At 51.7% G+C, this 25,601-nt stretch carries 26 protein-coding genes; 7 read left to right on the top strand and 19 right to left on the bottom strand.

Annotated features, from left to right (window positions below; genetic code table 11):
- Positions 1-19: 19 nt before the first annotated feature.
- Positions 20-697, bottom strand: a complete 678-nt coding sequence (locus tag D6024_RS04355; protein ID WP_162944523.1) for a DUF6134 family protein — start codon at positions 695-697, stop codon at positions 20-22.
- Positions 698-881: 184 nt separating this feature from the next.
- Here D6024_RS04355 and D6024_RS04350 point away from each other — a divergent pair, with 184 nt between their 5' ends.
- Positions 882-1,586 carry a DUF4197 domain-containing protein gene (locus D6024_RS04350; protein ID WP_121353498.1) on the top strand — a complete coding sequence of 235 codons (705 nt, stop codon included), beginning with the start codon at positions 882-884 and terminating at the stop codon, positions 1,584-1,586.
- A gap of 99 nt (positions 1,587-1,685) precedes the next feature.
- On the opposite strand, the gene D6024_RS04345 is transcribed toward D6024_RS04350, so the two are convergent.
- The 5 genes from D6024_RS04345 to D6024_RS04325 all read right to left on the bottom strand — a co-directional run bounded on the left by D6024_RS04345 (position 1,686) and on the right by D6024_RS04325 (position 7,746).
- Positions 1,686-2,840, bottom strand: coding sequence for a parallel beta-helix domain-containing protein (locus tag D6024_RS04345; protein ID WP_121353291.1), 1,155 nt, complete (start codon positions 2,838-2,840; stop codon positions 1,686-1,688).
- 66 nt (positions 2,841-2,906) lie between these two features.
- Positions 2,907-4,127, bottom strand: a complete 1,221-nt coding sequence (locus D6024_RS04340) for a radical SAM protein (protein WP_121353290.1) — start codon at positions 4,125-4,127, stop codon at positions 2,907-2,909.
- 16 nt (positions 4,128-4,143) lie between these two features.
- A complete protein-coding gene (locus D6024_RS04335; RefSeq protein WP_121353288.1) occupies positions 4,144-5,799 on the bottom strand; it encodes a hypothetical protein in 1,656 nt (551 codons plus the stop codon).
- A 67-nt stretch (positions 5,800-5,866) separates the two neighbouring features.
- A complete protein-coding gene (locus D6024_RS04330; protein ID WP_162944522.1) occupies positions 5,867-6,574 on the bottom strand; it encodes a porin family protein in 708 nt (235 codons plus the stop codon).
- A 281-nt stretch (positions 6,575-6,855) separates the two neighbouring features.
- Positions 6,856-7,746: a flavin reductase family protein gene (locus D6024_RS04325; RefSeq protein ID WP_121353284.1), complete on the bottom strand. Its 891-nt coding sequence runs from the start codon at positions 7,744-7,746 to the stop codon at positions 6,856-6,858.
- Positions 7,747-7,984: 238 nt separating this feature from the next.
- Here D6024_RS04325 and D6024_RS04320 point away from each other — a divergent pair, with 238 nt between their 5' ends.
- On the top strand, positions 7,985-8,698 hold the full coding sequence (locus D6024_RS04320) for a head GIN domain-containing protein (protein ID WP_121353282.1): 714 nt from the start codon (positions 7,985-7,987) through the stop codon (positions 8,696-8,698).
- Between the two features lie 127 nt (positions 8,699-8,825).
- On the opposite strand, the gene D6024_RS04315 is transcribed toward D6024_RS04320, so the two are convergent.
- A complete protein-coding gene (locus D6024_RS04315; RefSeq protein WP_121353280.1) occupies positions 8,826-9,830 on the bottom strand; it encodes a fumarylacetoacetate hydrolase family protein in 1,005 nt (334 codons plus the stop codon).
- Between the two features lie 137 nt (positions 9,831-9,967).
- Between D6024_RS04315 and D6024_RS04310 the strand changes: the two genes are divergently transcribed.
- Positions 9,968-10,189 (top strand): hypothetical protein, encoded by a 222-nt coding sequence (locus D6024_RS04310; protein WP_121353279.1) that lies wholly within the window; start codon positions 9,968-9,970, stop codon positions 10,187-10,189.
- 88 nt (positions 10,190-10,277) lie between these two features.
- On the opposite strand, the gene D6024_RS04305 is transcribed toward D6024_RS04310, so the two are convergent.
- From D6024_RS04305 to D6024_RS04295, 3 genes are all read right to left on the bottom strand, one after another.
- Positions 10,278-11,501, bottom strand: coding sequence for a DegT/DnrJ/EryC1/StrS family aminotransferase (locus D6024_RS04305; RefSeq protein WP_121353277.1), 1,224 nt, complete (start codon positions 11,499-11,501; stop codon positions 10,278-10,280).
- Positions 11,502-11,645: 144 nt separating this feature from the next.
- Positions 11,646-12,743 (bottom strand): magnesium/cobalt transporter CorA, encoded by a 1,098-nt coding sequence (gene corA, locus D6024_RS04300; RefSeq protein ID WP_121353274.1) that lies wholly within the window; start codon positions 12,741-12,743, stop codon positions 11,646-11,648.
- A gap of 91 nt (positions 12,744-12,834) precedes the next feature.
- Positions 12,835-13,539 carry a hypothetical protein gene (locus D6024_RS04295; protein ID WP_121353272.1) on the bottom strand — a complete coding sequence of 235 codons (705 nt, stop codon included), beginning with the start codon at positions 13,537-13,539 and terminating at the stop codon, positions 12,835-12,837.
- 216 nt (positions 13,540-13,755) lie between these two features.
- Between D6024_RS04295 and D6024_RS04290 the strand changes: the two genes are divergently transcribed.
- Entirely contained in the window at positions 13,756-14,943 is a 1,188-nt protein-coding gene (locus tag D6024_RS04290) for a choice-of-anchor E domain-containing protein (protein WP_121353270.1), read from the top strand.
- Between the two features lie 175 nt (positions 14,944-15,118).
- On the opposite strand, the gene D6024_RS04285 is transcribed toward D6024_RS04290, so the two are convergent.
- Both D6024_RS04285 and D6024_RS04280 read right to left on the bottom strand, forming a co-directional pair.
- A complete protein-coding gene (locus D6024_RS04285) occupies positions 15,119-16,201 on the bottom strand; it encodes an iron-containing alcohol dehydrogenase family protein (RefSeq protein ID WP_205573219.1) in 1,083 nt (360 codons plus the stop codon).
- Positions 16,202-16,302: 101 nt separating this feature from the next.
- Complete coding sequence (locus D6024_RS04280) at positions 16,303-16,755, bottom strand: hypothetical protein (RefSeq protein WP_162944521.1); 453 nt, start codon at positions 16,753-16,755, stop codon at positions 16,303-16,305.
- A gap of 108 nt (positions 16,756-16,863) precedes the next feature.
- Here D6024_RS04280 and lysS point away from each other — a divergent pair, with 108 nt between their 5' ends.
- A complete protein-coding gene (lysS, locus tag D6024_RS04275; RefSeq protein ID WP_121353266.1) occupies positions 16,864-18,423 on the top strand; it encodes a lysine--tRNA ligase in 1,560 nt (519 codons plus the stop codon).
- A 202-nt stretch (positions 18,424-18,625) separates the two neighbouring features.
- Positions 18,626-18,850: a hypothetical protein gene (locus D6024_RS04270; RefSeq protein WP_121353264.1), complete on the top strand. Its 225-nt coding sequence runs from the start codon at positions 18,626-18,628 to the stop codon at positions 18,848-18,850.
- Between the two features lie 91 nt (positions 18,851-18,941).
- Here D6024_RS04270 and D6024_RS04265 read toward each other — a convergent pair whose 3' ends face one another.
- Together D6024_RS04265 and D6024_RS04260 are read right to left on the bottom strand one after the other, a co-directional pair.
- Positions 18,942-19,763, bottom strand: a complete 822-nt coding sequence (locus D6024_RS04265; RefSeq protein ID WP_121353262.1) for an SDR family oxidoreductase — start codon at positions 19,761-19,763, stop codon at positions 18,942-18,944.
- A 12-nt stretch (positions 19,764-19,775) separates the two neighbouring features.
- Entirely contained in the window at positions 19,776-20,765 is a 990-nt protein-coding gene (locus D6024_RS04260; RefSeq protein ID WP_121353260.1) for a potassium channel beta subunit family protein, read from the bottom strand.
- A gap of 223 nt (positions 20,766-20,988) precedes the next feature.
- On the opposite strand from D6024_RS04260, the gene D6024_RS26510 reads away from it, so the two are divergent.
- Complete coding sequence (locus D6024_RS26510; protein WP_162944520.1) at positions 20,989-21,153, top strand: hypothetical protein; 165 nt, start codon at positions 20,989-20,991, stop codon at positions 21,151-21,153.
- A gap of 73 nt (positions 21,154-21,226) precedes the next feature.
- On the opposite strand, the gene lptC is transcribed toward D6024_RS26510, so the two are convergent.
- From lptC to D6024_RS04230, 5 genes are all read right to left on the bottom strand, one after another.
- On the bottom strand, positions 21,227-21,766 hold the full coding sequence (lptC, locus tag D6024_RS04250) for an LPS export ABC transporter periplasmic protein LptC (RefSeq protein WP_162944519.1): 540 nt from the start codon (positions 21,764-21,766) through the stop codon (positions 21,227-21,229).
- Between the two features lie 88 nt (positions 21,767-21,854).
- A complete protein-coding gene (locus D6024_RS04245; protein ID WP_121353254.1) occupies positions 21,855-23,087 on the bottom strand; it encodes a hypothetical protein in 1,233 nt (410 codons plus the stop codon).
- 106 nt (positions 23,088-23,193) lie between these two features.
- Positions 23,194-23,925: a type III pantothenate kinase gene (locus D6024_RS04240; protein WP_121353252.1), complete on the bottom strand. Its 732-nt coding sequence runs from the start codon at positions 23,923-23,925 to the stop codon at positions 23,194-23,196.
- Between the two features lie 81 nt (positions 23,926-24,006).
- Positions 24,007-24,648, bottom strand: coding sequence for an LON peptidase substrate-binding domain-containing protein (locus tag D6024_RS04235; RefSeq protein WP_121353250.1), 642 nt, complete (start codon positions 24,646-24,648; stop codon positions 24,007-24,009).
- A gap of 165 nt (positions 24,649-24,813) precedes the next feature.
- Complete coding sequence (locus D6024_RS04230) at positions 24,814-25,575, bottom strand: glycosyltransferase family 2 protein (RefSeq protein ID WP_121353248.1); 762 nt, start codon at positions 25,573-25,575, stop codon at positions 24,814-24,816.
- Positions 25,576-25,601 lie beyond the last annotated feature (26 nt).

Here is a 25,601-nt window from a genome sequence, read left to right as displayed (position 1 = left end):
GCGTTTTCATTACACAAGGTCAAAGAGAAACCAAAACGAATTCCGCATCGAAAAGACGGCTCTTTACTTTCACTTTTTTGCAAACGCCGTTCTCATAAAAATAGTCATTGCTGTTGCCGTCGGGAAAAGTAACCCGGTAATGATGATCTGCCACTTTCTGGATGGGAACAAACTGCTGGTAGTTGTCGGCAAACACATTGGTGTAATAGACCGGCTCTGTGCTGTAAAGGCAGTGGCTGTTGTAGCGGACAAGATAATTTTTGAGTTCGCGTTTTTCGCCATCATCCGAAACCGTTAGGCCTTTGCCGTTGTTGTGAATTTGCTTGTTGGCTTTTTCTTTTCCGTTTACCTGGCGCAACACAACGGACGACTGCAACACCTCGTTTTCGTACACGGACTGCTCCTGCGCTTTTACGCAAATGGACAGCAGCATTTTTACATTCACTTCCGATTGAAGATGGTAGGTCGTTTTGGTGCCGGATTTGAATTTTTGAAAATGCAGATCGCCTACTTTTTCGCCGTTGCGCTGGATCGTATACACCAGTTTTTGCTCCTGCGCCGCGGAACAAAGCGACAACAAAAACAGGCAGAAAAACAAAACGGCACTGCAAAACGGTACCATCTTGATTCCTCCTGAACCAATCCGTCTTCGCAAAAGCAGTGTCGGGACAAAACCAGCTGTGCGTTGTTCCTGCATTCTCTTAAAGATAAAACATCGTGGCGGTCTCTGCTCCCAAATCTGCATGACCCAAAGCAACCGCCGTTTTGGATTGATGTTCTCACCGGGCCAAACGTTGCAGGCAGCGGCAAAATTCTTTTCCGGGCTTCGGTCAATAACCCGAGGGCTTGGCAGGTTATTTGACAACGAGTTCAGTAAAAAGATGCGCAAACAAATCCTGCTGGCCGGCTTTTTCTTTCTTGGTCTTTCTTCCTGTGACGTGATCAGCAACCTTCCGCAAACCACCACCATTACCCAAGCCGAAGCTGCCCAGGCTATCCGCGAAGCCCTGGACCAGGGAACCGGCAAAGGCATTGGCTTCCTGAACAAGCCGGACGGCTTCTTCGGTAATGAAGCCTACAAGCTTTTTCTTCCCCCCGATGCAAAAAAGATCGAGAATACCCTTCGCCAGGTTGGTTTTTCATCGCTCGTGGACAAAGCCATTTTGCAGATCAACCGTGCAGCCGAGGATGCCGTTGGTTCGGCGCGGCCCATCTTTCTCGATGCGATTAAGGAAATGACCATTGCCGATGCCATCGCTATCGTAAAAGGACCGCGGGATGCGGCAACACAGTATTTCCGCCAAAAAACAACCGATAAACTGGTTGCGGCCTTCCTGCCTCTTATCAAAAGTTCGCTTGATAAATTCAGCGCAACAAAATATTATGCAGACCTGGTGAATACCTACAACGGCTTCCCAACAACCCTCAACAAGATCAATCCCGACCTTCCCTCGTATGTCGTGGATAAAGCAGTGAATGCCCTGTTCGACCAGGTGGCACAGGAAGAGGTAAACATCCGCAATAACCCGGTAGCCCGCACAACTGAGATCCTGAAAAAAGTATTCGGCTGGGCCAACAAAACATAAGACGTACAAGGCCGGTTGCTTTATACCAAACAATCACCTAGCGAAAGAAAAAAGGCTGTCACCCGTTGTGACAGCCTTTTTTGGCCTTACCCGTTCAGGTTATTGACAAGCCGGCAAAACCGGCGGATAGGAGGTGTTGTAGTTGTTCCGGCTCCAGCAATTGTTGCTGCCCGAACCATCCCAAAGAAGATCGACACCCGGGAAAGGCAAGCCGACAGGCGGTGCGGCGCCGTTGTCTTTTACCACGTTACTGATAACGTGCACACCATCGGGATTGGGTTCAATGTCGGCAAAGGCTTCCGGCGGAAGGTGGGCCAGCGCACCCAAAACCAGCGTGCTCACCACCGCAATGCCGGTGAAATGATTGCCACTGACATGATTGTCTTTTACAAGCGTATTGTCCGTTCCCACAACCAGGATACCCGAGCCGGTGGGCACAAAAGCCTCCAGTTCGCCGGCTTCGGCAAAATTTTCATGGTTGTTGTCGCGAACCTGGTTGTTGGTAATTACGATGTCTGAGGCTTGTTTTGCAACAAGGCCTGGCAGCAACACCGACAGGATACCAACCACATTGTGAACGCTTTGGTTTTTATCCACCACCACCCGCAAACAGTTTTCCACCTCGATCCCGTTCACGTTGTCGTACGCCTGGTTTTGATTGATGGCTACATCGGTTGACTGGCCTACATAAATACCGGTATCGGAATGGCCCGAAGCAGTGCAGTGCTCGATGACCCCGTGGCTGCTGAACACAGGAAAAAGACCGTATTCGCCATTGTTGATGGCCGTGACATGCGAAAGCAAAAAGCCGTCGACATGTTGCAGCACCACGCCGTTTTCTTCAAAATCGCGAACGGTGATATTTTTCAGCGTAAAGCCGTCGCCTGCATCCTGCACGGTGATTCCGTCTTCTTCGTCGCCCGGGTTTTGAAGGATCACGCCATCTTCACCAGCCAGTGTCATTCCGGGCTTGTTCACCACAAGGCTTTCCTTGTAGGTACCGGCTTCAATTTTAATCACGGAGCCGGCATCGGCATTGTTGATGGCTTGCTGGATGGAGCCACCGGCGTGCACCACTACCGATGGTGCTTTGGGTGCGGCCTTGCTCACGACCGCATCGCCGCTTGTTGCAGGCGATGTCACTTCTTTTTGGCAGCTTGCCAGCAGCAGCGATGCCGTTAGTGCGACGATAAAAAACCGGCCGGCGGCAGGCAAACCGTTTTGCCGGCTGCTGTGTTGTTTCAGTTGTTTCATGTCTTTGCGTTTGACGTTTTAGAATGCGCTTTCAAAAAGGCAAACGGAGATCCTTCACAAGGCAGATCAGGCAATTTTTTCAAACTGCGGGCACCTGTTTTCTTTTTGGGGCAATACGGTTTCATTTGCACGGACAAGGGGAATGATGTTGTATGATTTGGTATGGCAAAACGGGCAGGCATGCACATCGCCGGCCGAGTCGATGTACACGCTTCGGCTTCCCGAAAAACAACCCACCCGCCGCTGGTGATAACCGTGGTAGACCATTGTTGGATACGCACGGTAAGCCGGTGCATGATTGAATTGGGTAAATGTTTTTTCCAGCAAATCAATGTGCGCTTTGTCCAACAACACTTCCTTACCAGCATAATGCCCCACGGCCCGCGGTTCCAGTACTTGAACAAACTGAACACCGAGAGATTTTGCAAAATCCATGTAGGGAACAAGATGGCCGCCGTTCAAAAATGCCTTGGTCGCACATACGCTTATAGCCGTTACCAGTCCCGCTTCCCTTGCGGCTTTCACCGCGTTTACGGCACCCTCAAACGCATTTGTCCTTCCGCGGAACAGGTTGTGCATTTCCGGCAGGTAATGATCAATGCTCACCACCACGCCCTTGCAGCCTGTCTCTTTCAGCTTCTTTGCATTTTCGGCGGTGAAGTTGAACCCCGATGTAAGCACCCAGCAGGCAATACCTGGACTGGCATAGGCGATTAATTCGATCAAATCCTTAAAGCGCACCATTGGCTCTCCGCCACTGAAATGAATTTGCAGCACACCTTCCCTGCGGTAAAGATCAACAACCTTCAACAGGTCTTCTTTGGTAAACGACTCTTTTTGATTCAGGTTGTCCCATTCAAAACAATGCTCGCAGCGCATGGGGCATTTGCGGGTAATAGCCAGGAAAATAAAAGAGAGTTTTTCGGGCACATTCAGCGGTGATGAATGACGACGCAGTTCGGCTTTGATCAGTTCATCGTAGGCGGCCGAGGGCCAGCCCGGTGTGTACATGTTGAAATAATATTTGCCATCGAGCCTGTAGATCTTTTTCAGGTCGCCGCCCCAAACGTTGGTCCGCAAACGGAGCATGGTCCGGAAAAGCCGCCACACCTTCGATGGTTTTTTTAAAATAATGCAGGCGAAATAAAAGAGCCGCAACCGGATGGCCTGCCAGACAAGGATTCTTTCCAGCGCACCGACACTTCCGGCAGGAGACAGACGATCATCCTGTATTTCTGTTTCCAGTGCAGGGACGATGCATTTCGCAAGAACGGGCATTGTTTCCATACAAAATTGTTTGTGGTTAGTTGTTCGCGGCCATCATTCGCAGGGTTTGCGATTCGATTTGCCGGAAGCGGGTTCTCCCGTAAAGCGGGAAAGCATTGGGCCTGGTAAACTGTTTCAAAAAAGCAATATTGGGCTTACCGGTAAAGTCCCGCACGTGCCGGTACCAGCCTTTTGCATGCAGGATATAAGTATAGCTTTTTGATTCGTCCCGCGGCGAAGGCTTGTAAACAAGCGTGGCCACATTGCCGATTTGCGGTTGTTCAAGAAAGTGGTTGTCTTCGCGCTGCAACGGCGCAAGTACATCCTGCCCCCTTTCGTCGCGGGCTTCTGCCGGCGACAGTTCTTCCACACCGAAAGCCTCGTTGGCAGAAAAGTCAATACCCGCATAATCCAGTTCCCAAAACAGAAAGCCGGTGGAAAGGCGGATGTTGACGATGTCACCCTCCACACCGCTCAGGTCAACCGGCACCACCACCGAACGGTTGGCCAGCGGACCAGTGGTGGTAAGATCGGCCACCTTCTTCCATCCGCCTGCAGCCGACAGGGAAACAGTGAGCGGGATTTGCTGCTCTTTTGTCCATCGTACCAACTGGCTTGCGGGCTTTTTGGATTGCTTGTCCAGGTACGTTGCGTAATAGCGGCCGAAGCCCTGGGCCAGCTCGCCGTAAAGCTGGTCGAGCCAGTACGAATTTTTTAGCGACAGCACCAGCTTGGCCAGCTTCGCTTTTTTTGCTTTCGTGAACTGCAGGGAAACGGTATTGCTCCCGTCAACGGTTGTTTGATCATCGAGGTAAGCAACGGCCTGGTCGTTTTCTTTCAGGAGGAATGGCAGGAGGTCTTTACCGCTGCCAAGTTTCGCCGACACAGGCGCCGCGGCGGAACGCACACTGTATAATTTCCCGTTTTCATCCGGGAGAATTTTAACGCCAGGATCGTGTTTGATCACCAGCAGGCTGGAAAGATCGGTGTATTGTTTTTCCTTTAGCTCGTTGCTGATTTTGAGTTGCAGTGTACCATCGGCAAGCGGTTGCATCCGTAGCGGGAGGTAGTCATGGCGTGCCAGTTGCGGGTAGAGGGCGCCGCCATATATTTCGCCCTGCAATAGAAACTCCTGTCCGTTGTACGCACTAACGAAGGGACAGGAACTTTTGGTCGCTGCAATAATAACCCCCGCCACTGCAAGGGTGCCCAGGGTAAAACCAATTGCCCCAAGGACATAGCTATTGGTCGTTCGTTTTTTGTCTTTTTCCAGCACCTCGATTTTCTGCACCTTGTCGAGCGAAAGATTCACCGTTTCACCTGCCCTGACGTCCATCGACGGCACATACAGGTGCACTTCATTCAGCACGCCGGCATCCGCGAAGTCGTCTTTTTTGTAGCGCATTTCACCCCCGCGACCGTTTACCAGGTGCAGCCGGTGCTCCGGCGGCAGGGTGTCGAGCGTCGTGGTCAATGTCTTCTGGTCGCTGCTCAGCGACATGGTCTTCATGTAAAAAGCCTGGCTGCCGGTGCGCAACACAAAAAAACGGGCTTGATTGTAGAGGGAGTCGATTTCCCCGTTTGCATCCTGACCGGGTTGCACCCTGCGGGCCATGTAATAGTTTTTGCAAGACGAAAGCAGCAGCACGCTGCCGAAGACGGCGAACAGCAGATTAGCGGTTTTGCGGATCATACAATGTATCGGTTTGGTGAGTGATTGCAGTCCTTCGGCGGGCAAGGCGGTTGTTCAAACAGGCGGATCAAAAAAGGTAACCAACCGTTAATGCGGTAAAGCGGTTTTTCATCTTCGTCAGGAAGGCGTCGCCCTTTGCCGCATTGAAAAAGCCGTGTGTATAGCTTAGGTGCACCGAAAAGCCGATCGGCGTCTGGTAACCGGCGAGCACGTTGGCACCAAGGTCAAATGCTTTGAGGGCATATAGCTGCGCATCCCGGTTCAGCAGCACACCACCCACCGGGCCGGCGCCCAACTGAAAGCCATTGCCTTTTGCGCCAGCGGCGTAAATAAAATCCAGGGGTAGTTCGAGGTAAGTGATGGTGCTGCTGTAACGACTCGAATTGGGTGAAAAATTAGAGACATATTTTTCCATATAGCCTTTAAACGCAAGCTGCACGGCCGGCCGAAGAAACCAATTCGACGATAAAGTCGCCTGTGTAAAAATGCCCAAAACCAGCCCGGTATTGCTCTCCGCACTGAGTTCGCTATAGGGGTTGGGTTGATATGTAACAGCCGGCGATGTGATGCCCAGTCCCAGCCTGGCACCGATACGTTGCGCCCCAACGTCTGTGGCACCGAAGAAGCAAAGTAAAAAAAGAGAAAGGTGAAAAAGACCCGGCGCTGCCTGTCGCTGTTTTTTTTGTAACCCACACTGTTTTACACAGGCAAAAGAAGGGTGCCGCGAAGAAAGGCCCAAAAACAGGAAAAATTGTAAAAAGGTTATCGTTTGCATCGAACACCGGTTTGAATACACTGGAACGATTCGCAGGGAACAAATTGCAACGATCAAAACCCGCTCTTCCGAGCATTTCCATGTTTCCGGAAATAACGTGCACGGTTGTGCAACGCTTAACAAGTTAGAAAGAATGATGGAAGATGTCAACCCATGCGATAACTTTTTCCCTGCCTTCCGCGGGTATGCATCAGGGGAAGCAAAACCAGCAGGGTGGTTGCCGGGCCTGTAGGCGTTGGCTGACTGTTGAAAGCGCAAGGTTTTTCTGCCGTCATCTTCACTCATACAACATTCTCCGCTGCCAGCAGCACCTGCCAGGCTTCGTGGACTTTGTGCTGGTCCAAAAGCCTCGCGGCATAGGCATGCACCTCACGCTCCATTTCAGACGGATCGACGGCGAAATACTGGAAGATCGTTTTGAGGTGTTCGTCATCGAAAGAAGGATCGACAACCGGTTCTTCGTGTACGTTACCCAGCATGCCCAGGTGATTACCGGTGAGCAGTTTGCTGTTGCGGATACTTTCGGGCAGGGCGTCGATGCCGATTCCCAGCTTTACGTTTGGCTTGGGAACAAGGAATAAATTTTCTTTCGACACCCGGCAGTACCAGTCACCGCCAAGCCGTGCGATCAGCTCCAGTTTTGTTGGATCAATTTTTTTGTTCGCGTCCAGCAGTTCATCGGCCAGGTGCAGCTTCAGCACTTCACAAATCACCAGTTGGCCGGCGCCGCCTTCGCTGCCGAGCGATTTTACCTCAATCACGCGGCACTCGAGTTTGGCCTTGCTTTCCCGCACCATTGGTGGCCGTACCAGAGTCGCCGGTTCCTTGGTGAAGCCCGCCTTGGAAAATTCATCCACGTCTTTTGGGAACTCGCAGCTTGCCAAAGAGGTCTGGTGCACCATGTCGTAGTTCACGACATTGATCACCACTTCCGGCACGTCCAGCACATTTTGCAGGGTATGCTTGGTGGTATTGTCCCGCACCCGCCGTGCCGGGGAAAAAATCACAACGGGCGGGTTGGAAGAAAAAAGATTGAAAAAGCTGAAAGGACTCAGGTTAACCACACCCTCCTTGCTGATGGTGGACGCAAAACAAACCGGCCGGGGCGCCACTACGTGCTGCAGGTAATACTGTTTTTCCGCCGTTGAAAGCTCTTTCAGATCCAGGATCATATACACAAAAATAGTTCACAGGTGTGCGACTTCACGGGTTCACACGTGCTAAAAGATCGGCCCGGCTTTTCAAGCATGAAACCGCTACTAAAAAACAACCCGTGAACTGACGAACGATTGGCTGCCCGCTCGTACACCGTATTTGCCATTCATACTTTCAAAGACCGGATGTGTAACAACAGCAGGCTTACTTTCGTTCTACGAAGCAATTCGTTTGCAAAACCTAAAATCAATCTGTATGAGTAAAGTCTTGTTCCTGGCTGCGGCTGCGTTTCTTGCTGCGGCTTCTGTCAATGCACAAAAATCCGATCGTGAAACCATCGAGGGTAACGGAAAACTGGTCACCCGTGATGTTCCAGTTTCGTCGTTTGATGCCTTAAAAGCAAGCGGCGTGTACGAGTTAAAGTTGTCGCAGGGCGACAAAGAAACCGTGAAGATTGAAGCCGATGAAAATCTCCAGCAATATTTCAACGTGCACAACGAAGGCAATACGCTGGTCATTGACATGAAAGGGTTGAAAAACCTGAACATGAAAAACAAAAGCAAATTGCGGGTGTTTGTTTCGTTCAAAAAGCTTCAGTCGCTCGACCTGAGCACCGTGGGCAGCGTCAATGCCGAAAAGGAATTGAGCTTTTCCGACCTGCAGATCAAAAACGCCAGCGTAGGGAAAGTGGACCTGGCGCTTTCGGCCAACACCCTCAAATTCGACAACACCAGCGTGGGCGAAGTAAAGCTGGCGGGCAAGGCGCAAAACGCCGTCTTCACCAACCACGGTGTGGGCAACCTGGATGCCGGCAGCTTGGTGGTGCAAACCATGAACATTGAAAACAACGGCGTGGGCGGCGCCACCGTAAATGCCGAAAAAGAACTGAAGGTAAAAGACAACATGATGAGCCGCGTAAAGAACAAAGGCGCAGCGCCGATGCGGAAAAACAACAAGGTTGTTATCTAAACCGTCTTTGAACCGGGATGAGTGAGATGCATGGGAAGTTTGGAATAATCAGTTTCGTCATAAAAAAAGAGCCGTTCAAAAATGAACGGCTCTTTCATTTTAATCCAATTCATCCCATACATCCCCATTATCCGCGTTCAGAGATGATGCTCCAGTCTGTTTCTTCCGCCACAATGGTATTGCTTAGCGTTCCGAGGCCATCGATCTCCAGTTCCACCACATCGCCGGCTTTCAGCCACTGCTCTTCCGCATCGGGGTTGGCCAGCTTGGCGGTTCCGTTCAGTTCCAGGAAGCAGCCGGTGCCCACCGTTCCGCTGCCAATAATATCGCCGGGATAAAGATCAACGCCATACGAAGCCCGCTCGATGATCTCGGCAAAGGTCCAGTCCATGTCGGCCAGGTTGCCTTCGCTTACCTGCACACCGTTTACACGGCAGGTCATTTTCAGGTTCCAGCACCTGCCTACGTGCCCTTCTTTGGCTTCTACGGCAAATTCTTCCAGCTCGTCCAGCGTTACCAGCCAGGGGCCGGTGGTGGTGGCAAAATCTTTTCCTTTGGCAGGGCCCAGGTTGAGGAGCATTTCCTGCATTTGCAGGGCACGTGCACTCAGGTCGTTCATGATCATCAGACCGCCGATATATTCTTCGGCCTCTTCGGCCCTGATGTTGCGTCCGTGCTTGCAGATCACAATGGCCGCTTCGAGTTCGAAATCCAGCTTCTTCAACTGATCGGGCATGCAAAGCACATCGCCGGGGCCTTTGATGCTGTGATGATTGGTAAAATAAAAAACAGGGTATTGGTCAAACTCGGGTATCATGGGCACCTTGCGGTTGCGCCGGGCAGCTTCCACGTGCTGGCGAAAGGCATAGGCATCGCGGCAGGAGGTGGGAAATGGAACAGGCGCCAGCAGGGTCACGCTTTCGACAGGGATGCCTTTGCCACGGGCAATCTTTTCGTCGTCGATCATCAGCACGCCATTCTGCACCACCGGGAAGGAGTCCTCCCAATAGTTGAGGAACATGCTCATGTTGGTTGGCAGGTCCGGGTGTACATCTTCGAGGTTGTAAAGCATTCCGTTCACCAGAACGGCCAGGTAGTCATGCTCGTCGTACAGGTAAGAGACCAGTTTCATTCGTATGCATTTAGGGTTTCAAAAGTAAGTTGGCTGACGCATACGATGGCAGCAGGCAGGAAGAAAGTCAACAAGCAATTTTTTGACAAGCTGATTCAGGTGTGATAAATTTAGAGGAACAAACAAAACAACAGCTTATGATCACCTTCAAAAAAGGCGAAATTCCGCACTACAATTTCAAACAAGCGATCAAGAAACCCATCCCCGTTCGCTGCATCCAAATACAGGAACCATTCCGGGTCGAAACAATGGAAGGCACGCTGGAAGGGAAGGCAGGCGATTACCTGATGATCGGCATCAAAGGCGAAATGTATCCCTGCGAAAAAGAAATCTTTGAAGCCACCTACGATGTTCTCTGACCGCTAAAAAAAGCCGGTTCTTTTAAAAGAACCGGCTGTGTATAAACGATTTTATCGCTGGATTCGTCCTGCAAAAACGCAGGGTCATTTAGTTCTGCGAGGGCACGGCCGCGTTTTTCAAAGCCTTGTTGATGGCGGCGACGATCTTCTCTCCTTTTTCTTTCACCTGCTCTTCGGTCCACAACAGCGAGATGGACGTGGAAATGCAACGACCCATCACCGCGTCGGAGGCGGAAAAATCCTGTTCGCGCAGGTGGAGCAAGGCGGTGCGCTGTGCTTCATTCAGCGGGTACAGTGCGGTCGCGTTTTTCAAATGATCCCATTTGCGGATGTAGTGCCAGTTGTTGTCGTACCAGTAAAAATTGCCGCCCAAAATTCCTTGTGCCTTCAGTTCGGCCACGACGCTTCGGGTCAGTTCTTCCGTGGGCAAAAACCAGCTCAGGAAGGTGCAGCTATCGCCTTCGGCATCGGGAAGTTGACGGAACGAAACCTGCGGAACCGAAGAAAGGAAACCTTTCAGGGCTGCGTGGTTCGTTTTCTGAATCGCCAAAAATTCATCGACCCTGCGCACCTGCGCCAGGCCCACCGCCGCATGGAGTTCGGAAATGCGGAAATTGTAACCGAGAAAAGGATGCAGATCGGCACCGCGGTCCACGCCTTTGTGGTCGTGCCCGTGATCGCTGAAGGCATCGCATTTTGTGTACACGTCTTCGCGGTTGGTCATCACCACCCCGCCTTCGCCGCAGGTCATGGTTTTGACAAAGTCGAACGAAAACGTTCCTGCATCACCGATCGTGCCCAGGCTTTTTCCCTTGTAGGCAGCACCAATGCTCTGGCAGGCGTCTTCCAGCAACAGCAGCTTGTGCTCTTTGCAGATGGCCTGCAGCGCATCCATATCGGCCATGCTGCCGCACATGTGCACCGGCATGACGCATTTTGTTTTTGGCGTGATGGCGGCACGAACAGCAGCAGGGTTTAACGTCAACGTTTCGTCCACGTCCACCAGCACCGGCACGGCACCCGTGCTGAGCACGGCCTCGAACGACGCCACAAACGTAAACGAGGGCATGATCACTTCGTCGCCGGCGCCAATGCCAAGGGCGGCCATTGCTGTCGTCAAGGCAGCCGTGCCGCTCGAAACCAGTTGGGCGTGCCTGGCACCAAAACGATCGCAGATCGCCTGTTCCAGTTCTTTGGCTTTCCAGTGGCCTTTGCGTTGCGCATCAAAACCGTAGCGCATCAGGATGCCGCTTTCCACTACGTCCATCAACTCTTTGCGTTCGGCATCACTCCACAATTCAAAACCAGGCATAGGATTATATGAGATTTAAGATTTAAAATTTAAGATAAGGGGCAAAGATAGGAAGGGAGAGGAATTGAACAGAGGGACAGAGGAACAAGGAACAAAAGAAGAAATTCCTCTGTTCATCGGTTCTTGTTCGTCTGTTTTTCTGTTCTAAAACCATCCCCGCTTACGGAACATCCGCAGCATCCAAACCGGGATTAGCAACATGGCGCCGACGGCCACCCAAAAACCGATATGATTGTGCAGCAGCGGTATCTCCTGGAAATTCATTCCAAAGATGCCGCCGATCACCGTGGCCGGTGCCAGCAGGCAGGTTACAATGGCCATCACCTTCATCACTTCGTTCATGCGCAGGTTGACGTTGTTGATGTAGAGATCCTGCATACTCACCATCACATCGCGGTAGTTCTCGCAAAGATCATGTGCCTGCACAATGTGGTCGTACACGTCTTTAAAATATTTGATGGTGCGTTCGTCCAGCAGTTCGCTTTCGCTGCGGATGATGCTGGTGATCATGTCCCGCACGGGTGCAATGTTTCGCTTGAGGATAATTAATTCTTTGCGCAACTGGGTGATTTTGGCGAGGGCCAGCGTGTTGGTGTTGCGGATGACCTCTTCTTCTACCTCTTCGATCTTTTCGCCAAGTCCTTCCATCACCAGGAAATAATTGTCGACGATGATATCGAGCATCGAGTAACAGAGATAATCGGCCCCGCGCTGCCGCAGCTTGCTGTAGTGCATGCGCAGCTTTTCCCTGATGGGATTAAACACATCCCGTTCGGGATCTTCCTGGAAGGTGATGATGAATTTATTTCCCAGCACGATCGAGATCTGTTCCGTTTCCACGCAACCGTGTTCCTTGTTGAAGTAGAGCATATTCAGCAGGCAGTAAAAAATACCTTCCACTTCATCCATCTTTGGCCGCTGGCTGATGCTGAGGATATCTTCGGCAATCAGCGGATGGATCCCAAAATGGGCCGCCATTTTTTCGACGTCGGCTTTGATCAGGCCTTCGACATTTATCCAACTGATGTGTTGATTGTCGAGAAAGCGAAAACTGTCCTCTACGGTCTGCAGTTTATCTTCCGTAAATCCTTCTTCGTTGTAATCATATACCGTTAAAAAACTTTCCTTGGCGTCCTGGCGGTGTGTTTGCACCGTCGGGTTCACGTTCACGATCTTTTTTGTGCGCTGCGTGCCAAAGAGGGAGGAAGGGATCAAGTAGCGGATATAACGTTTCGCTTTCACCAGTCTAAATTTCAGTCAAAGTAAAGAAACTGCTGCGCACGGGGAAGAAAATGAAAAAGCAGACTTCGCTGGACACAAAAGCCGCAAAGATTTACTGCAGGCTATTGTAATAAGAAACGATCGCTGCCATCCGTTCGGCATTGCTTCCTTCCTTCATCCGGTCGGTTTTCAAAAAGGCGTCCAGCGCCTCTTTTTTATCCGCCAGCAGTGCGGGGATCTCTTTCCATTTTTTGGGATGCAACAGGCTGCCGTTGTATGCAAGAAGATAGTCTTCGGTCGTGACAATTTTTTGCTCGGCCACCGGCGAATTGAAGGGTTTGAATTCCTGGATGGTTTTGTTGAAGACCTGGTATAGTGAAGCTTTCCCTTCGGCCAGTTGCAGGTACCAGCCCTTTTTGACAGATGAAAGTCCCGGTACTGCCGGCGACCACACAAAATGATATGAGGTCCCGTTGATGGTGTCGGTCAGGGTAATGTCTTTCAGCGGGATGGTGCAAATGAGCTCCGACTCGCGGTCGACAAGAAAATGCACCTCGTTGTCCATGAGATCAAGCTTGACCCGCGGGTTTTGGTAACGGGCATCCTTGGCAGAGATGGCCACGCCCTTCATCCAGCTATCGCGGAAGTATGGCGTGCCGTCGGTAACCCGCACATAACGAACATTGCTAACCGGCGTACCGTTGACCGTGTAAAAACTATTGATTGGAACACCATCGCTTTTATCAACGTCAACGACTTTTTGCGCAAAGCAGGAAAAAGAAAATATCGCCAGGGCGGAGGTCAGCAGAATCTTCATAAAAAAAGAATGAAGAAGAAAGGTAAGGAAAAAGCCTGCCTCCTGCGAACGGGCAGGGCGTTTTGACGCGTAAAAACCAGTTTTCCTGGTTGCGTGAATCTGCTTTCACGGCCGCGTTGTTTCCGAATCTGCAACACGTATATATTAGGGCATTTTTACAATTGACGCGGCGGCTTTGCCGGTCTACTTTAGCAGGGAATTTCTAACCGATATCCTATGAAAAATCACTACCTGGTGGCATTTGCAATCTGTTTCCTTGTGCTGTGGATCGTTCCGGGAAAAAGTTTTGCGCAATGTGCCGATGGCTCCAACCCGACGCCTGTGCTGATTGATACCACCATTAAATTTAAAACCGGTGCAACGACCACGGTTGTCAAGTTTCCCCAGTTCGACCCGGAAAATGGCATGCTGCGGTGCGTCAAGCTGACGGTTACCATGATCGGTGTGGTAGATACGGTGGCGATGCAGAACCTTTCGTCCGAAACGCAGACGGCCAGTTTTGACTATGTGCGGAACGACCAGATGACGGGGCCGGGCCTGACGACGGCGCTGACCAACAGCTACTCCAGGTATTACGGGCCTTACTCGATCACGGAGTTCGACGGCGACTTTACTGCCGGTACAGATTACCATGCCATTCCCCGAGATACGGTGCTACGCAAAACAACCATCCGGACGCTAACCGATTCGACGGAGATCGCCCAGTTTTACGGCCACGACAGCGTGGCGTATACTTACCAGATCGACGTGTCCACCGCGGCCACGATCACCGGCGGCAGCAGCCAAAGCCTGGTGCTGACATCGGCCCTGGTCAATTTTAAATTCGAGTACTGCAAATGCCCCAAAGTAACCCTGCCCATCGGCCTGAAAAACTTTACCGTGAACAGGACATCGGCCGAAACCGCCAACCTTTCCTGGGAAGGCGAGAATGACGACTACCTGTATACGTACGATGTGGAAGTGAGCCGCGACGGACGTCACTTTTCCACACTGGTCACCCTCAACCGGAAGTACACCGCCAACCCCCTGTTTCTTTATGCTTTCCGTGTACCCGACAACGATTACGGACGCTATTATTTCCGGGTGCGGCAGCACTGGGCCAACGGCTATGTGCGGTACACGGCTGTAAAGGCTGTTGACTTCACCAACCCGCTTTTTGCCGGCACCGGCGTTTATCCCAACCCCTCCTCCGGCACGGCGGGCATCAAGCTGGTGAACATGCGGCCAGGCAAACTGCTTATCCAGGTTTCCAATGCGCAGGGACAGCAGGTAGCGATGAAAGAAGCAATGGTCGCGTCGACAGATTACATTCCACTGGCGCCCCTTGCAAGTGGTGTTTACTGGGTGAAGATCACCGATGCGGCCACCCGAACGAGCTGCGTGAAGCAACTGGTGGTGCAGTAGGAAGGTTAGAGATATTGAATATTGAGATATTGAGATATTGGGATATTAATTAAAACGGAAACGGCTGTTCTTGCAACAGCCGTTTCCGTTTCACATCTTATTCAATTCTAAGCGACCCTATGAACAGGTAAAAACAATCTTCTACTATCCAATATCTCAAGACCCTTCTTCATAATTACAGCTTGCCGTACAACTCCCGCAACTTTTCCCTTGTCATGATCCTTTCCCAGTCTTTTCCAAGGGCATTTTCCCACAGCGGCTTCATGCCCAGCGCCACGTTGATCATGGTGTCGAACTGGTCTTCGCTCAAACCCTGGCAAATGCCCCGGGGAATGTCGACGCCATTTTTCTCCACCATGCGCTTGAACTCGGCCACGCCTTCGGGATAATAGTCTTCGAGGTGATTCATGACGATGCAGTTGCCCACACCGTGCTTAGTCCCGAGCAAATAACTAAGGCCATAGCTCACAGCATGCGCCACTCCCACCTGCGAATAGGCGATGCTCATGCCGCCGGCATAGGATGCCATCATCAGTTTGTCGTCGCACTCATCGTCCCAGTGGTCTTTTTCCAGAAAAATGTATTGGCAAAGCTCCAGGGCCTTTTCGCCATAGCTTTTGCTGAACTCATTCAGGTAGGTACCCTGCAGGCTTTCGATGCAATGGATGTAGCAATCCATGCCGGTGTAAAAGCGTTGGTTTACCGGTGCATTGGCCGTAAGTTCCGGGTCTAAGACAATTTGATTGAACGGTGTGAAGTCGGAGTTCATACCTAGCTTGCGGGTAGGTCCTGTCAGCACCGTAGTGCGGCTCACTTCAGCCCCTGTTCCGCTGAGCGTGGGAATGCCGGCTTTGTACACGCCGGGATGTTTTACCAGGTCCCAGCCCTGGTAATCGGCCGAAGAACCGGGGTTGGTCATCATCAGCGAAACGGCTTTAGCCAGATCCATGGCAGAACCGCCGCCAATGCCAATCACACCGCTGACCATCCCGAATTCGTCTTTGAGATTATCGGCGATCGAATCAACATACGTGGTCTTGGGCTCGTAGGTTACGTCGGCAAAAATGATCTTGTCATCGCCCCGCAGCGGGATACGGTTCACCAGCGGTTTGCCTTCGAAGAAATGGTCCACCAGGAAAATCATCGGCGCATCGTCCTTGCGATGCGGCTTTAAAATCTCATCGAGCTGGCTGAAAGATCCGCGGCCGTACACCACGTAGTCAACCATTTTGAAATTGCGGAATGCGGTTGTGCTCATAGTGGCGCAAAGGTAACCGCAGAATTGCGTTTGCAGTGAACAGTTGACAGTTTGCAACCCTATTCCAGGCTGCCAGCTGTCGACCGCCACCTTTTTACCGCTTACGCCTTCTCCGCCGTCCAGTTCAATTTATAGGTATCGCAGCCGCCGGCTACAAACGCAATGCGCAGGGTGCCGCTGGCTTTGTTACCGCTAAAATTGCCGTGCAGCTCAAAATAAAAGCCCTGCTCTTTAATGATGCCATCCACCTGGTTGCCCTTGATCGCGAAGCCTTCTTTGGGGCCCAGCGTGGTCAGTTCCAGCTTTCCGCTGCACCGCCAGTAGCCCTGGAAGGTGAGCTCCTTTAGTTCTTTACCGTCGACGTCGAAGCTGATTTTGGCGCCTTTTAGCCCGTTGGAAAAAGAGCCCTTCCAGTGGCCGCCGGAAGTGCTGCGGGTTTCGGTTTCGGCTGCAGTTATCTGTTGTGTTGTGCCGGTGTCTTTTCCGTGCGTGCCGTTGTTGCAACCGCTACCGGCAAGAAGCGCAAGAAAAGCCAGGGTCAGGATTTGTTTCATGGTGGTAAAAATAGAACCAGTACTGCAGTCCTGCAACCAACCGCCGCGAAAAGGCGTGTGCCATCCATCTCCTCAATGCCCTAATTTTGCGCTTCCATAAAACTTTGTATGCACACGACACATTTATCTGAACAGGAGATCATTCGCCGCGACAAACTGGCCGAATTGCAAAGGCTAGGCATCGATCCCTACCCGGCTCCCCTGTTTCCCGTTACACACTATTCGCTCGCTATAAAAAATTCATTTAAGGAAGAAGACAAAGATTCATTTACCGATGTGTGCCTGGCCGGCCGCATCATGAGTGTCCGCGATATGGGCAAAGCGGCGTTTGCCGAACTGCAGGACTCGCAGGGCCGCATCCAGATCTATGTACGCAAGGACGACCTGGTCAAAGACGGCGACTCTTCGTTGTACGATACCGTTTGGAAAAAGCTCACTGACCTGGGCGACTTTGTTGGCATCAAAGGCTTTGTGTTCCGCACGAAGATGGGCGAGATTTCGGTGCACGTAAAAGAGCTGACCTTCCTGGCCAAGTCGCTCCGCCCGCTGCCGATTGTCAAAGAGGTGGACGGTCATGCCTACGATGCCGTGACCGATCCCGAATTCAAATACCGCCAGCGCTATGCCGACCTCGTAATCAACCCATCGGTAAAAGAGACCTTTGTGAAGCGTACAAAAATGATCAACTCCATCCGCGAGTTTTTGAACGAACACGGTGCACTGGAAGTGGATACGCCGGTGCTGCAAAGCATCCCGGGTGGCGCGGCTGCAAGGCCTTTTATCACCCACCACAATGCACTGGATGTGCCGTTTTACCTGCGCATTGCCAACGAGCTTTACCTGAAGCGCCTCATCGTGGGCGGCTTCGACTGGGTGTACGAGTTCAGCCGCAACTTCCGCAACGAGGGCATGGACCGGACGCACAACCCGGAATTCACCATCCTGGAGTTTTACACGGCCTATAAAGATTACGAGTGGATGATGAACGTCACCGAAAAGCTGCTGGAAAAAGCCGCTGTAGACGTTACCGGGTCCACGGAGCTGACGGTAGGCGATAAAGGCATTTCGTTCAAGGCGCCGTTCAAGCGCATCTCCATCTACGATGCCATCCAGGAACACACGGGTTTTGACGTAAGTGCTATGGACGAAGAGGGCCTTCGCGACGTTTGCCGCCAACTGCGCATTGACGTTGACCCGACGATGGGACGGGGCAAGCTGATTGATGAAATCTTTGGCGGCAAATGCGAGCAATACTACATCCAGCCGACCTTCATCATCGATTACCCGGTAGAAATGAGCCCGCTTACCAAAAAGCACCGCAGCAAAGCCGGGCTGGTAGAGCGTTTCGAGCTGATGATCAACGGCAAAGAAGTGGCCAATGCCTACAGCGAGTTGAACGATCCCATCGACCAGCGTGAACGCTTTGAAGAGCAGGTGCGCCTGATGGAGCGTGGCGACCTGGAAGCCATGTACATCGACCACGACTTCCTGCGGGCACTGGAATACGGCATGCCGCCAACTTCAGGTATCGGGATCGGCATCGACCGCCTGTGCATGCTGCTCACCAATCAGCCTTCCATCCAAGATGTGCTGCTGTTCCCGCAAATGCGGCCGGAAAAATTTGGTGGAGAAGATGCTGGCGATGTGGTGAAGATCAAAGAAGGATAAGCACAGAACTTTTTTAAGATAAAGAGAGTTGACCCGAAAGCAGTCAACTCTCTTTTTTTGGCTTGCAACAATCGCATAGCGCCAAACGCCTTGTATAAGACGACACACAGTCCGCCCAAAAAAATTATTACTGCCGGGATTTATCTGCACGCTGTTTGTTACACAGTAGCATAGTACTCATTTTTCAACAAACCAGATAATTATGGCAAAGCAAACAAACAAACCCGCGGGCAGAAATGCTTCAGACAAACGGGAGACCATTGCGCCAAACGGTGATAAACGGTACATACGGCGCGATGACGCAGGCAGGATCCGGGAAAGTGACGACGTGGGCCGCTCCCTGAGCCAGGATCGCAAACAAAAAGCAAAGACCGATGCAAAGCCTGGCTACGGTGACCGGGGCGACCGGAAAAAAGCAGATTCGTAAAAACAAAGAAGCCGACAGCAATTGCCGGCTTCTTTGTTTCTTTTCACACGAGAAAGACCCCGGAGGTTTTGAAAACCTCCGGGGTCTTTCCTTAATCAACAAAAATATCCGTCATCAGCTTTTGCGATGCATTGACAGCATACCTGCTGAAATCACGAACGCCTTCTTTCCGCAACACGTCTTCGTCAATGAAAAAATTGCCGGTGCATTCTGCCGACGGCTTCGATAAAATGGCAAACGCCGCATCGGCCACGATCTCCGGCGTACGGCTCATTTGCATCAGCGCATCGCCGCCCAACAAATTCTGCACGGCTGCCGTGGCGATCGTTGTTTGCGGCCACAGGGCATTGGCTGCAATCCTGTCCCGCCTGCACTCTTCGGCCAGTCCCAGCACGATCATGCTCATGCCGTATTTGCTGATGGTGTAAGCCAGGTGTTGCGCAAACCATTTGGGATTTAAATTCAGCGGCGGCGACAGGTTCAGGATGTGGGCATTGGTGCTTTTTTTCAAATGCGGAAGACAGGCCCTGCACATAAAAAAAGTACCCCGGATCTCGATGTCCATCATCAGGTCGAAGCGCCTGGGCTCCGTGTGTTCGGTGGGTGTAAGGCTGATGGCACTGGCATTGTTCACCAGTATATCGATGCCGCCAAACTGCTTCACGGTTTCGTCCACCGCCGCCTGGATCTGGACCTCGTCGCGGATGTCGCAACGCAGCGGCAGGCATTGCACACCCAGCGCTTCCACTTCTTTGGCAGCGGTGTAAATCGTGCCCTCGAGTTTGGGATGCGGCTCGGTGGTTTTGGCAGCAATGGCAATGTTGCAACCTTCCCTTGCCAGGCGAAGGGCAATGGCCTTGCCGATGCCGCGGCTGCCACCGGTGATCAGTGCCGTTTTGTTTGTCAGGTGCATAAGCGGGATGTTTTAGTATTCCGGCGTTGCAGGTTTGGTTGCCATGATCTCGTCGATCTGCTGCATGATCTCCGGCGTGAGCTTGGGCAAAGCCTGCAAGGCGTCCAGGTTTTGCAGGAGTTGTTCGCGTTTCGTTGCGCCGAGGATCGCCGTGGTCACATTCGGGTTACGGATGGTCCAGGCAATGGAAAGGGCACTGACCGAAACGCCCAGGTCTCCGGCCAGAGCCGTGAGTTTTTTTACCCGTCCCAGTTTGTCTTCGGCAATCCAGCGGTCCTTGAGCCAGTCGAATCCTTCCAGTGCAAAGCGACTGTTTTCGGGAATGCCGTCGTTGTATTTCCCTGTGAGCAGGCCCGATGCAAGCGGGCTCCAGATGGTCGTGCCCATGCCGACCGTTCGAAAAATATCAGCATAGTCTTTTTCCATTTTCGTTCGCTCGAAAAGGTTGTATTGCGGCTGTTCCACCGATGGGCCGAGCAGGTGCAGTTGTGCAGCCACGCGGTGGGCTTCCATGATCTCCGCCGCACTCCATTCCGAGGTGCCCCAGTATAAAATTTTTCCTTGCTGAATAAGTAAATTCATCGTCCACACCACCTCTTCGATCGGCACATTCTTATCGGGCCGGTGACAAAAGAAAAGATCGAGATAATCGGTTTGCAAACGCTGCAGGGCTTCGTGGCAGGCTTCCGTCAGGTGTTTGCGGCTGAGACCTGTCTGATTGGGTTTGTTCTCTTTCCCGCGCCAGCCGAAAAAGGCTTTGCTGCTAACGGTGTAGGATGTGCGGTCCCATGCTTTTTTCTTCAGAACGCGGCCCATCATTTTTTCGCTTTCACCCAGTGCATAAACTTCGGCATTGTCGAAAAAGTTGACACCGTTGTCGTAGGCGAGTCCCATCAGTTCATCCGAAATTGAATCGTCGATTTGCTTGTGAAATGTTACCCAACTGCCAAACGAAAGAACGCTCAACTGCAGGCCTGTTCTTCCCATTCTTCTGTATTCCATTCAATAAAATTTTTAGGATGGTTAAAGGTAGGCAAAGAACACCTCACCCCGGCCCACTCCACAAGAAGAGGGAGCCACAACGCACAGGGCCCGCTTAGGCAAGATGCTTTTGTTTGCCGAAGAATTCCATCTCTTCGAGGGATGGAATTCTTTTTGTCCGGCTGCGTTCCAAACGTTGAACGGGCCCTTCCTTCGTCAGGATAAATTGTGCAACGGAAGCTTCATGGCTATTCTGCTGCTGGTAGCAAAAGAAAAATATGTCGCTCCTTCGGAGCTTTATTATCTCTTCTATGAACATTTTCTATTAACAGGATGCTCCTCCGGGGCAAAAGAAAAGCCATTGGCAGGACGCCGGCCGGCAGCAAAAAGCCTCCATCAAACTGAATGATGAAGGCTTTGAACTATCATGAAAAAGCAAGGATCTGTGCGGATGCCACTTCCCCCTTGGGGGACCGAGGGGGCTATTGTGCCGTCATGCTGTCGGGTACAAGGAGCACGCCGGTCGGCTGGAAGATGGTGTAGTGCGAAAGATCCTGGTCGGCTTCAAAGCCCTTTCCGCCATAGATCACTTTCGTTGATGATTTAAAGCGCACCACTTTATCGGTAAAAAATTTCCGGGTGTTCTGGTCCCACCAGAGGTCCGGCGTTCGCAGGGTATCGCCTTTTACATTGAAGGCAACCACGCTGTCGCGCAGGTAAACCTTGCTTTGGGTTTCCAGGTATTTGCCATAAAGCGCTTCTACCTGGCTTTCCACTTTGCCGGTGCTGTCGAAAAAATTCACGTGCAGCGACCGCGGAAATTCGAGGTAGGACGTATCCATCGTGTAGCGCTTCATGTAAGGCGCCACCAGCTTGGCTCTTTGCAGGCCGGCCTGGCTGAGAAAACTCTCTATTTTGAACGCTTCTTCGATATTGGGTTTGCGTTCGTTGGTGGCATTTACTTTTTCCACGTCGTTTTCGCAGCTCCAAAAGACCAGGCAGGCGAAAACGAAAAACGTCAAACGCGAGACGTGAAACAGGAGTGTCCTTTGTTTGACGTTTGACGTTTGACGCTTGACGAAAGAGAGAGGATGTGTTTGCAAAAGCTGTTTAGTCATATTTGCGCTTGCCAAACCAAAAGTCCGTAAAGTTGAGGCCCAGCGAAAGACGGAACAAATCTTCTTTGATCAGGTTTTGGTCGTTGCCGCGTTTGATGTATTCCAGTCCAAAATTCAGCACGCTGGCCTGGTTGCTCAGGCGGCTGTAGTTGCGGAGCGGAAGACCAAGGCCCAGGCTAAATCCAACCACCGGCAGGTCGTTGCCCACTTTGACGTAGTCGCGACCTGTGAAAAAGCCGATGCGGTAGCTTTTCAGCTTGCCGTTCTGCAGGGCGTCTTCAGACGGTGTAATCTGTGCGCCAAAACGCAGCTCCCAGTTGTTCTGCACCAGGTCCTGTGCACCAAAGAAACGGTAGTCGTTCCATTTGCCGGCAGCATAATCCACACCGATGTTCCAGCCATTGGTACGCTGGCCGGGGGCCAGGTCGAGCATAAAGCCAGCCGTGTAGGTTCCGGGATAAATCACGGAGCCTTTGCTATCAGTTTGGCTAAACACACTGTCCACCTGCACTTCCTGTCCCGAGGAGTTGCGGGTATAAGTTTGTCGGTGAATGTCCTGTGTTCCGTTGATGGTCTGCTTCCAGTTGCCCGAGGCGCCGAGGCGCAGTATCGCTTTCTTGCTCAGGTCTACCGACCATTGTGTGCCCACCGTGTAAAACAGGCCGCCGAAGTTGGTGTTGGTCGTGTGGTTGGACGCAGCATAACTGATCGTATCACTTAAAAAGCCGCGGCGGGTAACCAGTTCTTTTTTGCCAAACAGGTAACCGATGTTCACACCGACACGAAAGTTATTGGTGCCAAAGCCCGTACCGATCGAAGGCAGAAAGCTTCCGCCCGATCCGCTGTATTGGGTAAAGGCGCTGTCGATCAGCATGCCCGATGGCGTATGCAGTTGCTCTGTGCGCAAAATATCGTAGCTGATGCGGCTCAACGGACGAATGCCAAAGGCCAGGCCCCAGTTCTTGCGAATGGGCACACCTACATACACATGCGAAAACAGGATGTCGTTCGACGTGAAGCTGCTGGTGGTGTTGGGCTCGGCCAGCTTGCGGCTGTCGTAGCTCACGGCGGCATCCAGAATCACACGGGCCGACGAAACTTTTTTGGACCGTTGCTCCTGGAATACCTGGAAGCCGGCATACGAAGCCGGGTTGTTGTAATTGATGGAAAAGATATCCGAATACGCAGCCGATACACCGCCCATGCCCCTGTTGATCACATTCATACGCGAATACAGGTTACCGATGCCATAACGCGAATACGGCGAGTTATCCTGTGCGTGGAGTGATTGGGAAAATATGGAGGAACAAAGAGCAGCGGCAAGGAACGTTCTATTTCGAAACACTGTTATACCGACTGATTGCATACAAACCTTTAAAAATTAAATGAGGGTCTGCAAATATCTTATTTTTCAAATGCGGCCTGAATAACTGGATATCCCCCCCGGTTAAAAGGGCGTTAAAGTTCCCGAACTTTTCTTGATACAAATCCAGTATGCCATCGATCTCTTTGGCCATGCCCAGCACCACGCCGGTTTGCAGATTGGTGGCTGTATCGTAGCCGATAAGCGGGATGTTCCAGTGTCCTTTCACCAATGGAAGTTTGGCCGTGAACTGGTGCATGGCCAGGAAGCGCATCTCCATACCGGGAGAGATGGAGCCACCCAAAAATTCGTGGAACTGGTTGATAAAATTGAACGTGATGCAGGTGCCCAGGCCTACCGCCACGTTGTTCCGGCCCGGAAAAAGAAACACGGCTGATGCCGCGATGGCCAGCCGGTCGGCGCCCATGGTTTCGGGCTTGCCTACCGGAATGGTAAACGGCAGCTTCGACGTATTCGATAGTTTATGAAAGTCGGTATGCTGTGCCAACAGTGCTTCCACGGCCGGGTCGTGGTTGATCACGGAAGAAAGAATGGCGTGTTGCGGCCGGTGCTGCGCAATGATCTCCTGCAGGTGCGCCACAACATCGCTGCGCAGCACGATCACTTCTGTCAGATCATCATTTTCAAAAACGGCTGTTTTCAAACGGGTGTTACCAAAGTCCAGGCAGAGCGTGATCATGGGGCGAAATTAGTTCACGGGTTCACAAGTTCGCAGGTCCACACGTTTTTTGAACGGTCATTCAACCCGTGAACTGGCGAACTATTCTTCAAAATTGAAGGCCGATAAATTTTTGAAGTGGCCGTTCAGCTTTACTTTCTTTTTCAGGTTTTCCATTTCGGCCACCAGCGGAATCACCTTTGTCAGGTGGCGCTTGAGGTATTCCTGGCGCTGGCGTTCGTGCATCAGGTTCAGGAATTCGTATTCTTCCTGCAAGGAAAAGCCCACGTGGTGGGCCAGGTCATAACTGTTTAACTGCTCCTCGCTTTTTTTAAAGTCCTTTTCCACCTTCAGCATTTTGTACATTTCTTTCAAGCTGCTCAGCAGGCGGCGCATGACTTCGGCGCTGCCGGCTTCGTGATTCACCGGGTAGTTCACAATGGCGCCGCTATACAATTTGTCGGGAATTTCTTTGATCACTTCCAGCACACGAAACACCTTCTCGCCTTCGGTCTTGATATCCATTTCACCATTCTCATGCACGGTCGTGATTTCTTTGATGCGAACAACGGTGCCGTAATCCTGCACCTTGTTGTCGATGACCGTGGGTATACCAAAGGGCTTGTTGCCGGTGTGGCATTCATTGATCAGTTGCTTGTAGCGGGGTTCGAAAATATGAAGGTTGAGGCTCTCACCCGGGTAGACCACAATGCCCAGAGGAAATATCGGAATAAAATTCGTCATGGCTTAGCTCTTGCAAATTTGGGGCAAAAGACGTGAGACGTCAAACGTAAGACGTGAAACGGGGAATCGTTCATAGGTCCGCAAGTTTATGAACTGACACGTTCATTGACCAGCCACAGTGAGAAGGCTGTGGCCGAATGATTCTCCGGTCTCACCTTTGACATCTCACCTCTCCCGTTCCTGCAGCTCCCGCAGCCGTGCATACTTCAGGTAGGTGTACAGGGCAGCCATGCGAGCGGAGAACAAACCGGCCCAGCCGTCCAAAAAACCCAACCGGATAAAATAATATTTTACAAACATCACCAGGGGACTGAGATATTGCTTGACCCAGGTTGCTCTTTTGCCACGTTCAAAATAACTGGCTGCGTTGGCCAGGGCATAGTTCACCGATTTCTGCACAAACTCCGCCGTGTCCTTCATGGTGTAATGAAGAATCCGTCCTTTTAGACTTTGCTCTCTCACACCGGCGGCCTGCTGCAGTTTCTCGTGCACCGGCGCATCGTTCCACAACACCTGCCGGCGGTTAAAAAGACGGATGTGCGAATCGAATCCGAACTCGCCAAACCGCAAAGCCTTTTGTCCCAGAAAATTCCGGAAGCGAAATCGGTAGCAAATTTTTTCGTCGGTGAGCGGAAGCTGCCGAATTTGCTGCTGCGCTTCTTCGTCCACCACTTCATCGGAGTCCAGGTTCATCACCCAGTCGTTGACGGCAAGGCTGATGGCTTTTTGCTTCGAACGACCATAGCCTTCCCAGGGCGCCTGCACCACACGGGCACCAAATTCCTTCGCGATGGCAAGCGTTCCGTCGGTGCTGCCGGTATCGTAAACGAGCAGTTCGCCGGCAAAGGACTGCACGCTTTGCAGTGTTTTGCCGATGATGTGCTCTTCGTTCTTGCACACAATTACCACGGAAATTTCTGGTCTCATGAAGCGGATTCGATCAAAAAAAGAAA

Origin of the sequence: Flavisolibacter nicotianae (assembly GCF_003628535.1) — a bacterium.
GTDB lineage: Bacteria > Bacteroidota > Bacteroidia > Chitinophagales > Chitinophagaceae > Flavisolibacter > Flavisolibacter nicotianae.
The sequence above is the reverse complement of the archived record's forward strand: the minus strand, read 5'-3'. Positions and strand labels throughout refer to the sequence as shown.

Coding starts and splice junctions, on each gene's coding strand:
- D6024_RS04355 (WP_162944523.1), bottom strand. CDS start 697: ATGCAGGAACAACGCACAGCTGGTTTTGTCCCGACACTGCTTTTGCGA.
- D6024_RS04350 (WP_121353498.1), top strand. CDS start 882: ATGCGCAAACAAATCCTGCTGGCCGGCTTTTTCTTTCTTGGTCTTTCT.
- D6024_RS04345 (WP_121353291.1), bottom strand. CDS start 2,840: ATGAAACAACTGAAACAACACAGCAGCCGGCAAAACGGTTTGCCTGCC.
- D6024_RS04340 (WP_121353290.1), bottom strand. CDS start 4,127: ATGGAAACAATGCCCGTTCTTGCGAAATGCATCGTCCCTGCACTGGAA.
- D6024_RS04335 (WP_121353288.1), bottom strand. CDS start 5,799: ATGATCCGCAAAACCGCTAATCTGCTGTTCGCCGTCTTCGGCAGCGTG.
- D6024_RS04330 (WP_162944522.1), bottom strand. CDS start 6,574: ATGCAAACGATAACCTTTTTACAATTTTTCCTGTTTTTGGGCCTTTCT.
- D6024_RS04325 (WP_121353284.1), bottom strand. CDS start 7,746: ATGATCCTGGATCTGAAAGAGCTTTCAACGGCGGAAAAACAGTATTAC.
- D6024_RS04320 (WP_121353282.1), top strand. CDS start 7,985: ATGAGTAAAGTCTTGTTCCTGGCTGCGGCTGCGTTTCTTGCTGCGGCT.
- D6024_RS04315 (WP_121353280.1), bottom strand. CDS start 9,830: ATGAAACTGGTCTCTTACCTGTACGACGAGCATGACTACCTGGCCGTT.
- D6024_RS04310 (WP_121353279.1), top strand. CDS start 9,968: ATGATCACCTTCAAAAAAGGCGAAATTCCGCACTACAATTTCAAACAA.
- D6024_RS04305 (WP_121353277.1), bottom strand. CDS start 11,501: ATGCCTGGTTTTGAATTGTGGAGTGATGCCGAACGCAAAGAGTTGATG.
- D6024_RS04295 (WP_121353272.1), bottom strand. CDS start 13,539: ATGAAGATTCTGCTGACCTCCGCCCTGGCGATATTTTCTTTTTCCTGC.
- D6024_RS04290 (WP_121353270.1), top strand. CDS start 13,756: ATGAAAAATCACTACCTGGTGGCATTTGCAATCTGTTTCCTTGTGCTG.
- D6024_RS04285 (WP_205573219.1), bottom strand. CDS start 16,201: ATGAGCACAACCGCATTCCGCAATTTCAAAATGGTTGACTACGTGGTG.
- D6024_RS04280 (WP_162944521.1), bottom strand. CDS start 16,755: ATGAAACAAATCCTGACCCTGGCTTTTCTTGCGCTTCTTGCCGGTAGC.
- lysS (WP_121353266.1), top strand. CDS start 16,864: ATGCACACGACACATTTATCTGAACAGGAGATCATTCGCCGCGACAAA.
- D6024_RS04270 (WP_121353264.1), top strand. CDS start 18,626: ATGGCAAAGCAAACAAACAAACCCGCGGGCAGAAATGCTTCAGACAAA.
- D6024_RS04265 (WP_121353262.1), bottom strand. CDS start 19,763: ATGCACCTGACAAACAAAACGGCACTGATCACCGGTGGCAGCCGCGGC.
- D6024_RS04260 (WP_121353260.1), bottom strand. CDS start 20,765: ATGGAATACAGAAGAATGGGAAGAACAGGCCTGCAGTTGAGCGTTCTT.
- D6024_RS26510 (WP_162944520.1), top strand. CDS start 20,989: ATGGCTATTCTGCTGCTGGTAGCAAAAGAAAAATATGTCGCTCCTTCG.
- D6024_RS04245 (WP_121353254.1), bottom strand. CDS start 23,087: ATGAATGTGATCAACAGGGGCATGGGCGGTGTATCGGCTGCGTATTCG.
- D6024_RS04240 (WP_121353252.1), bottom strand. CDS start 23,925: ATGATCACGCTCTGCCTGGACTTTGGTAACACCCGTTTGAAAACAGCC.
- D6024_RS04235 (WP_121353250.1), bottom strand. CDS start 24,648: ATGACGAATTTTATTCCGATATTTCCTCTGGGCATTGTGGTCTACCCG.
- D6024_RS04230 (WP_121353248.1), bottom strand. CDS start 25,575: ATGAGACCAGAAATTTCCGTGGTAATTGTGTGCAAGAACGAAGAGCAC.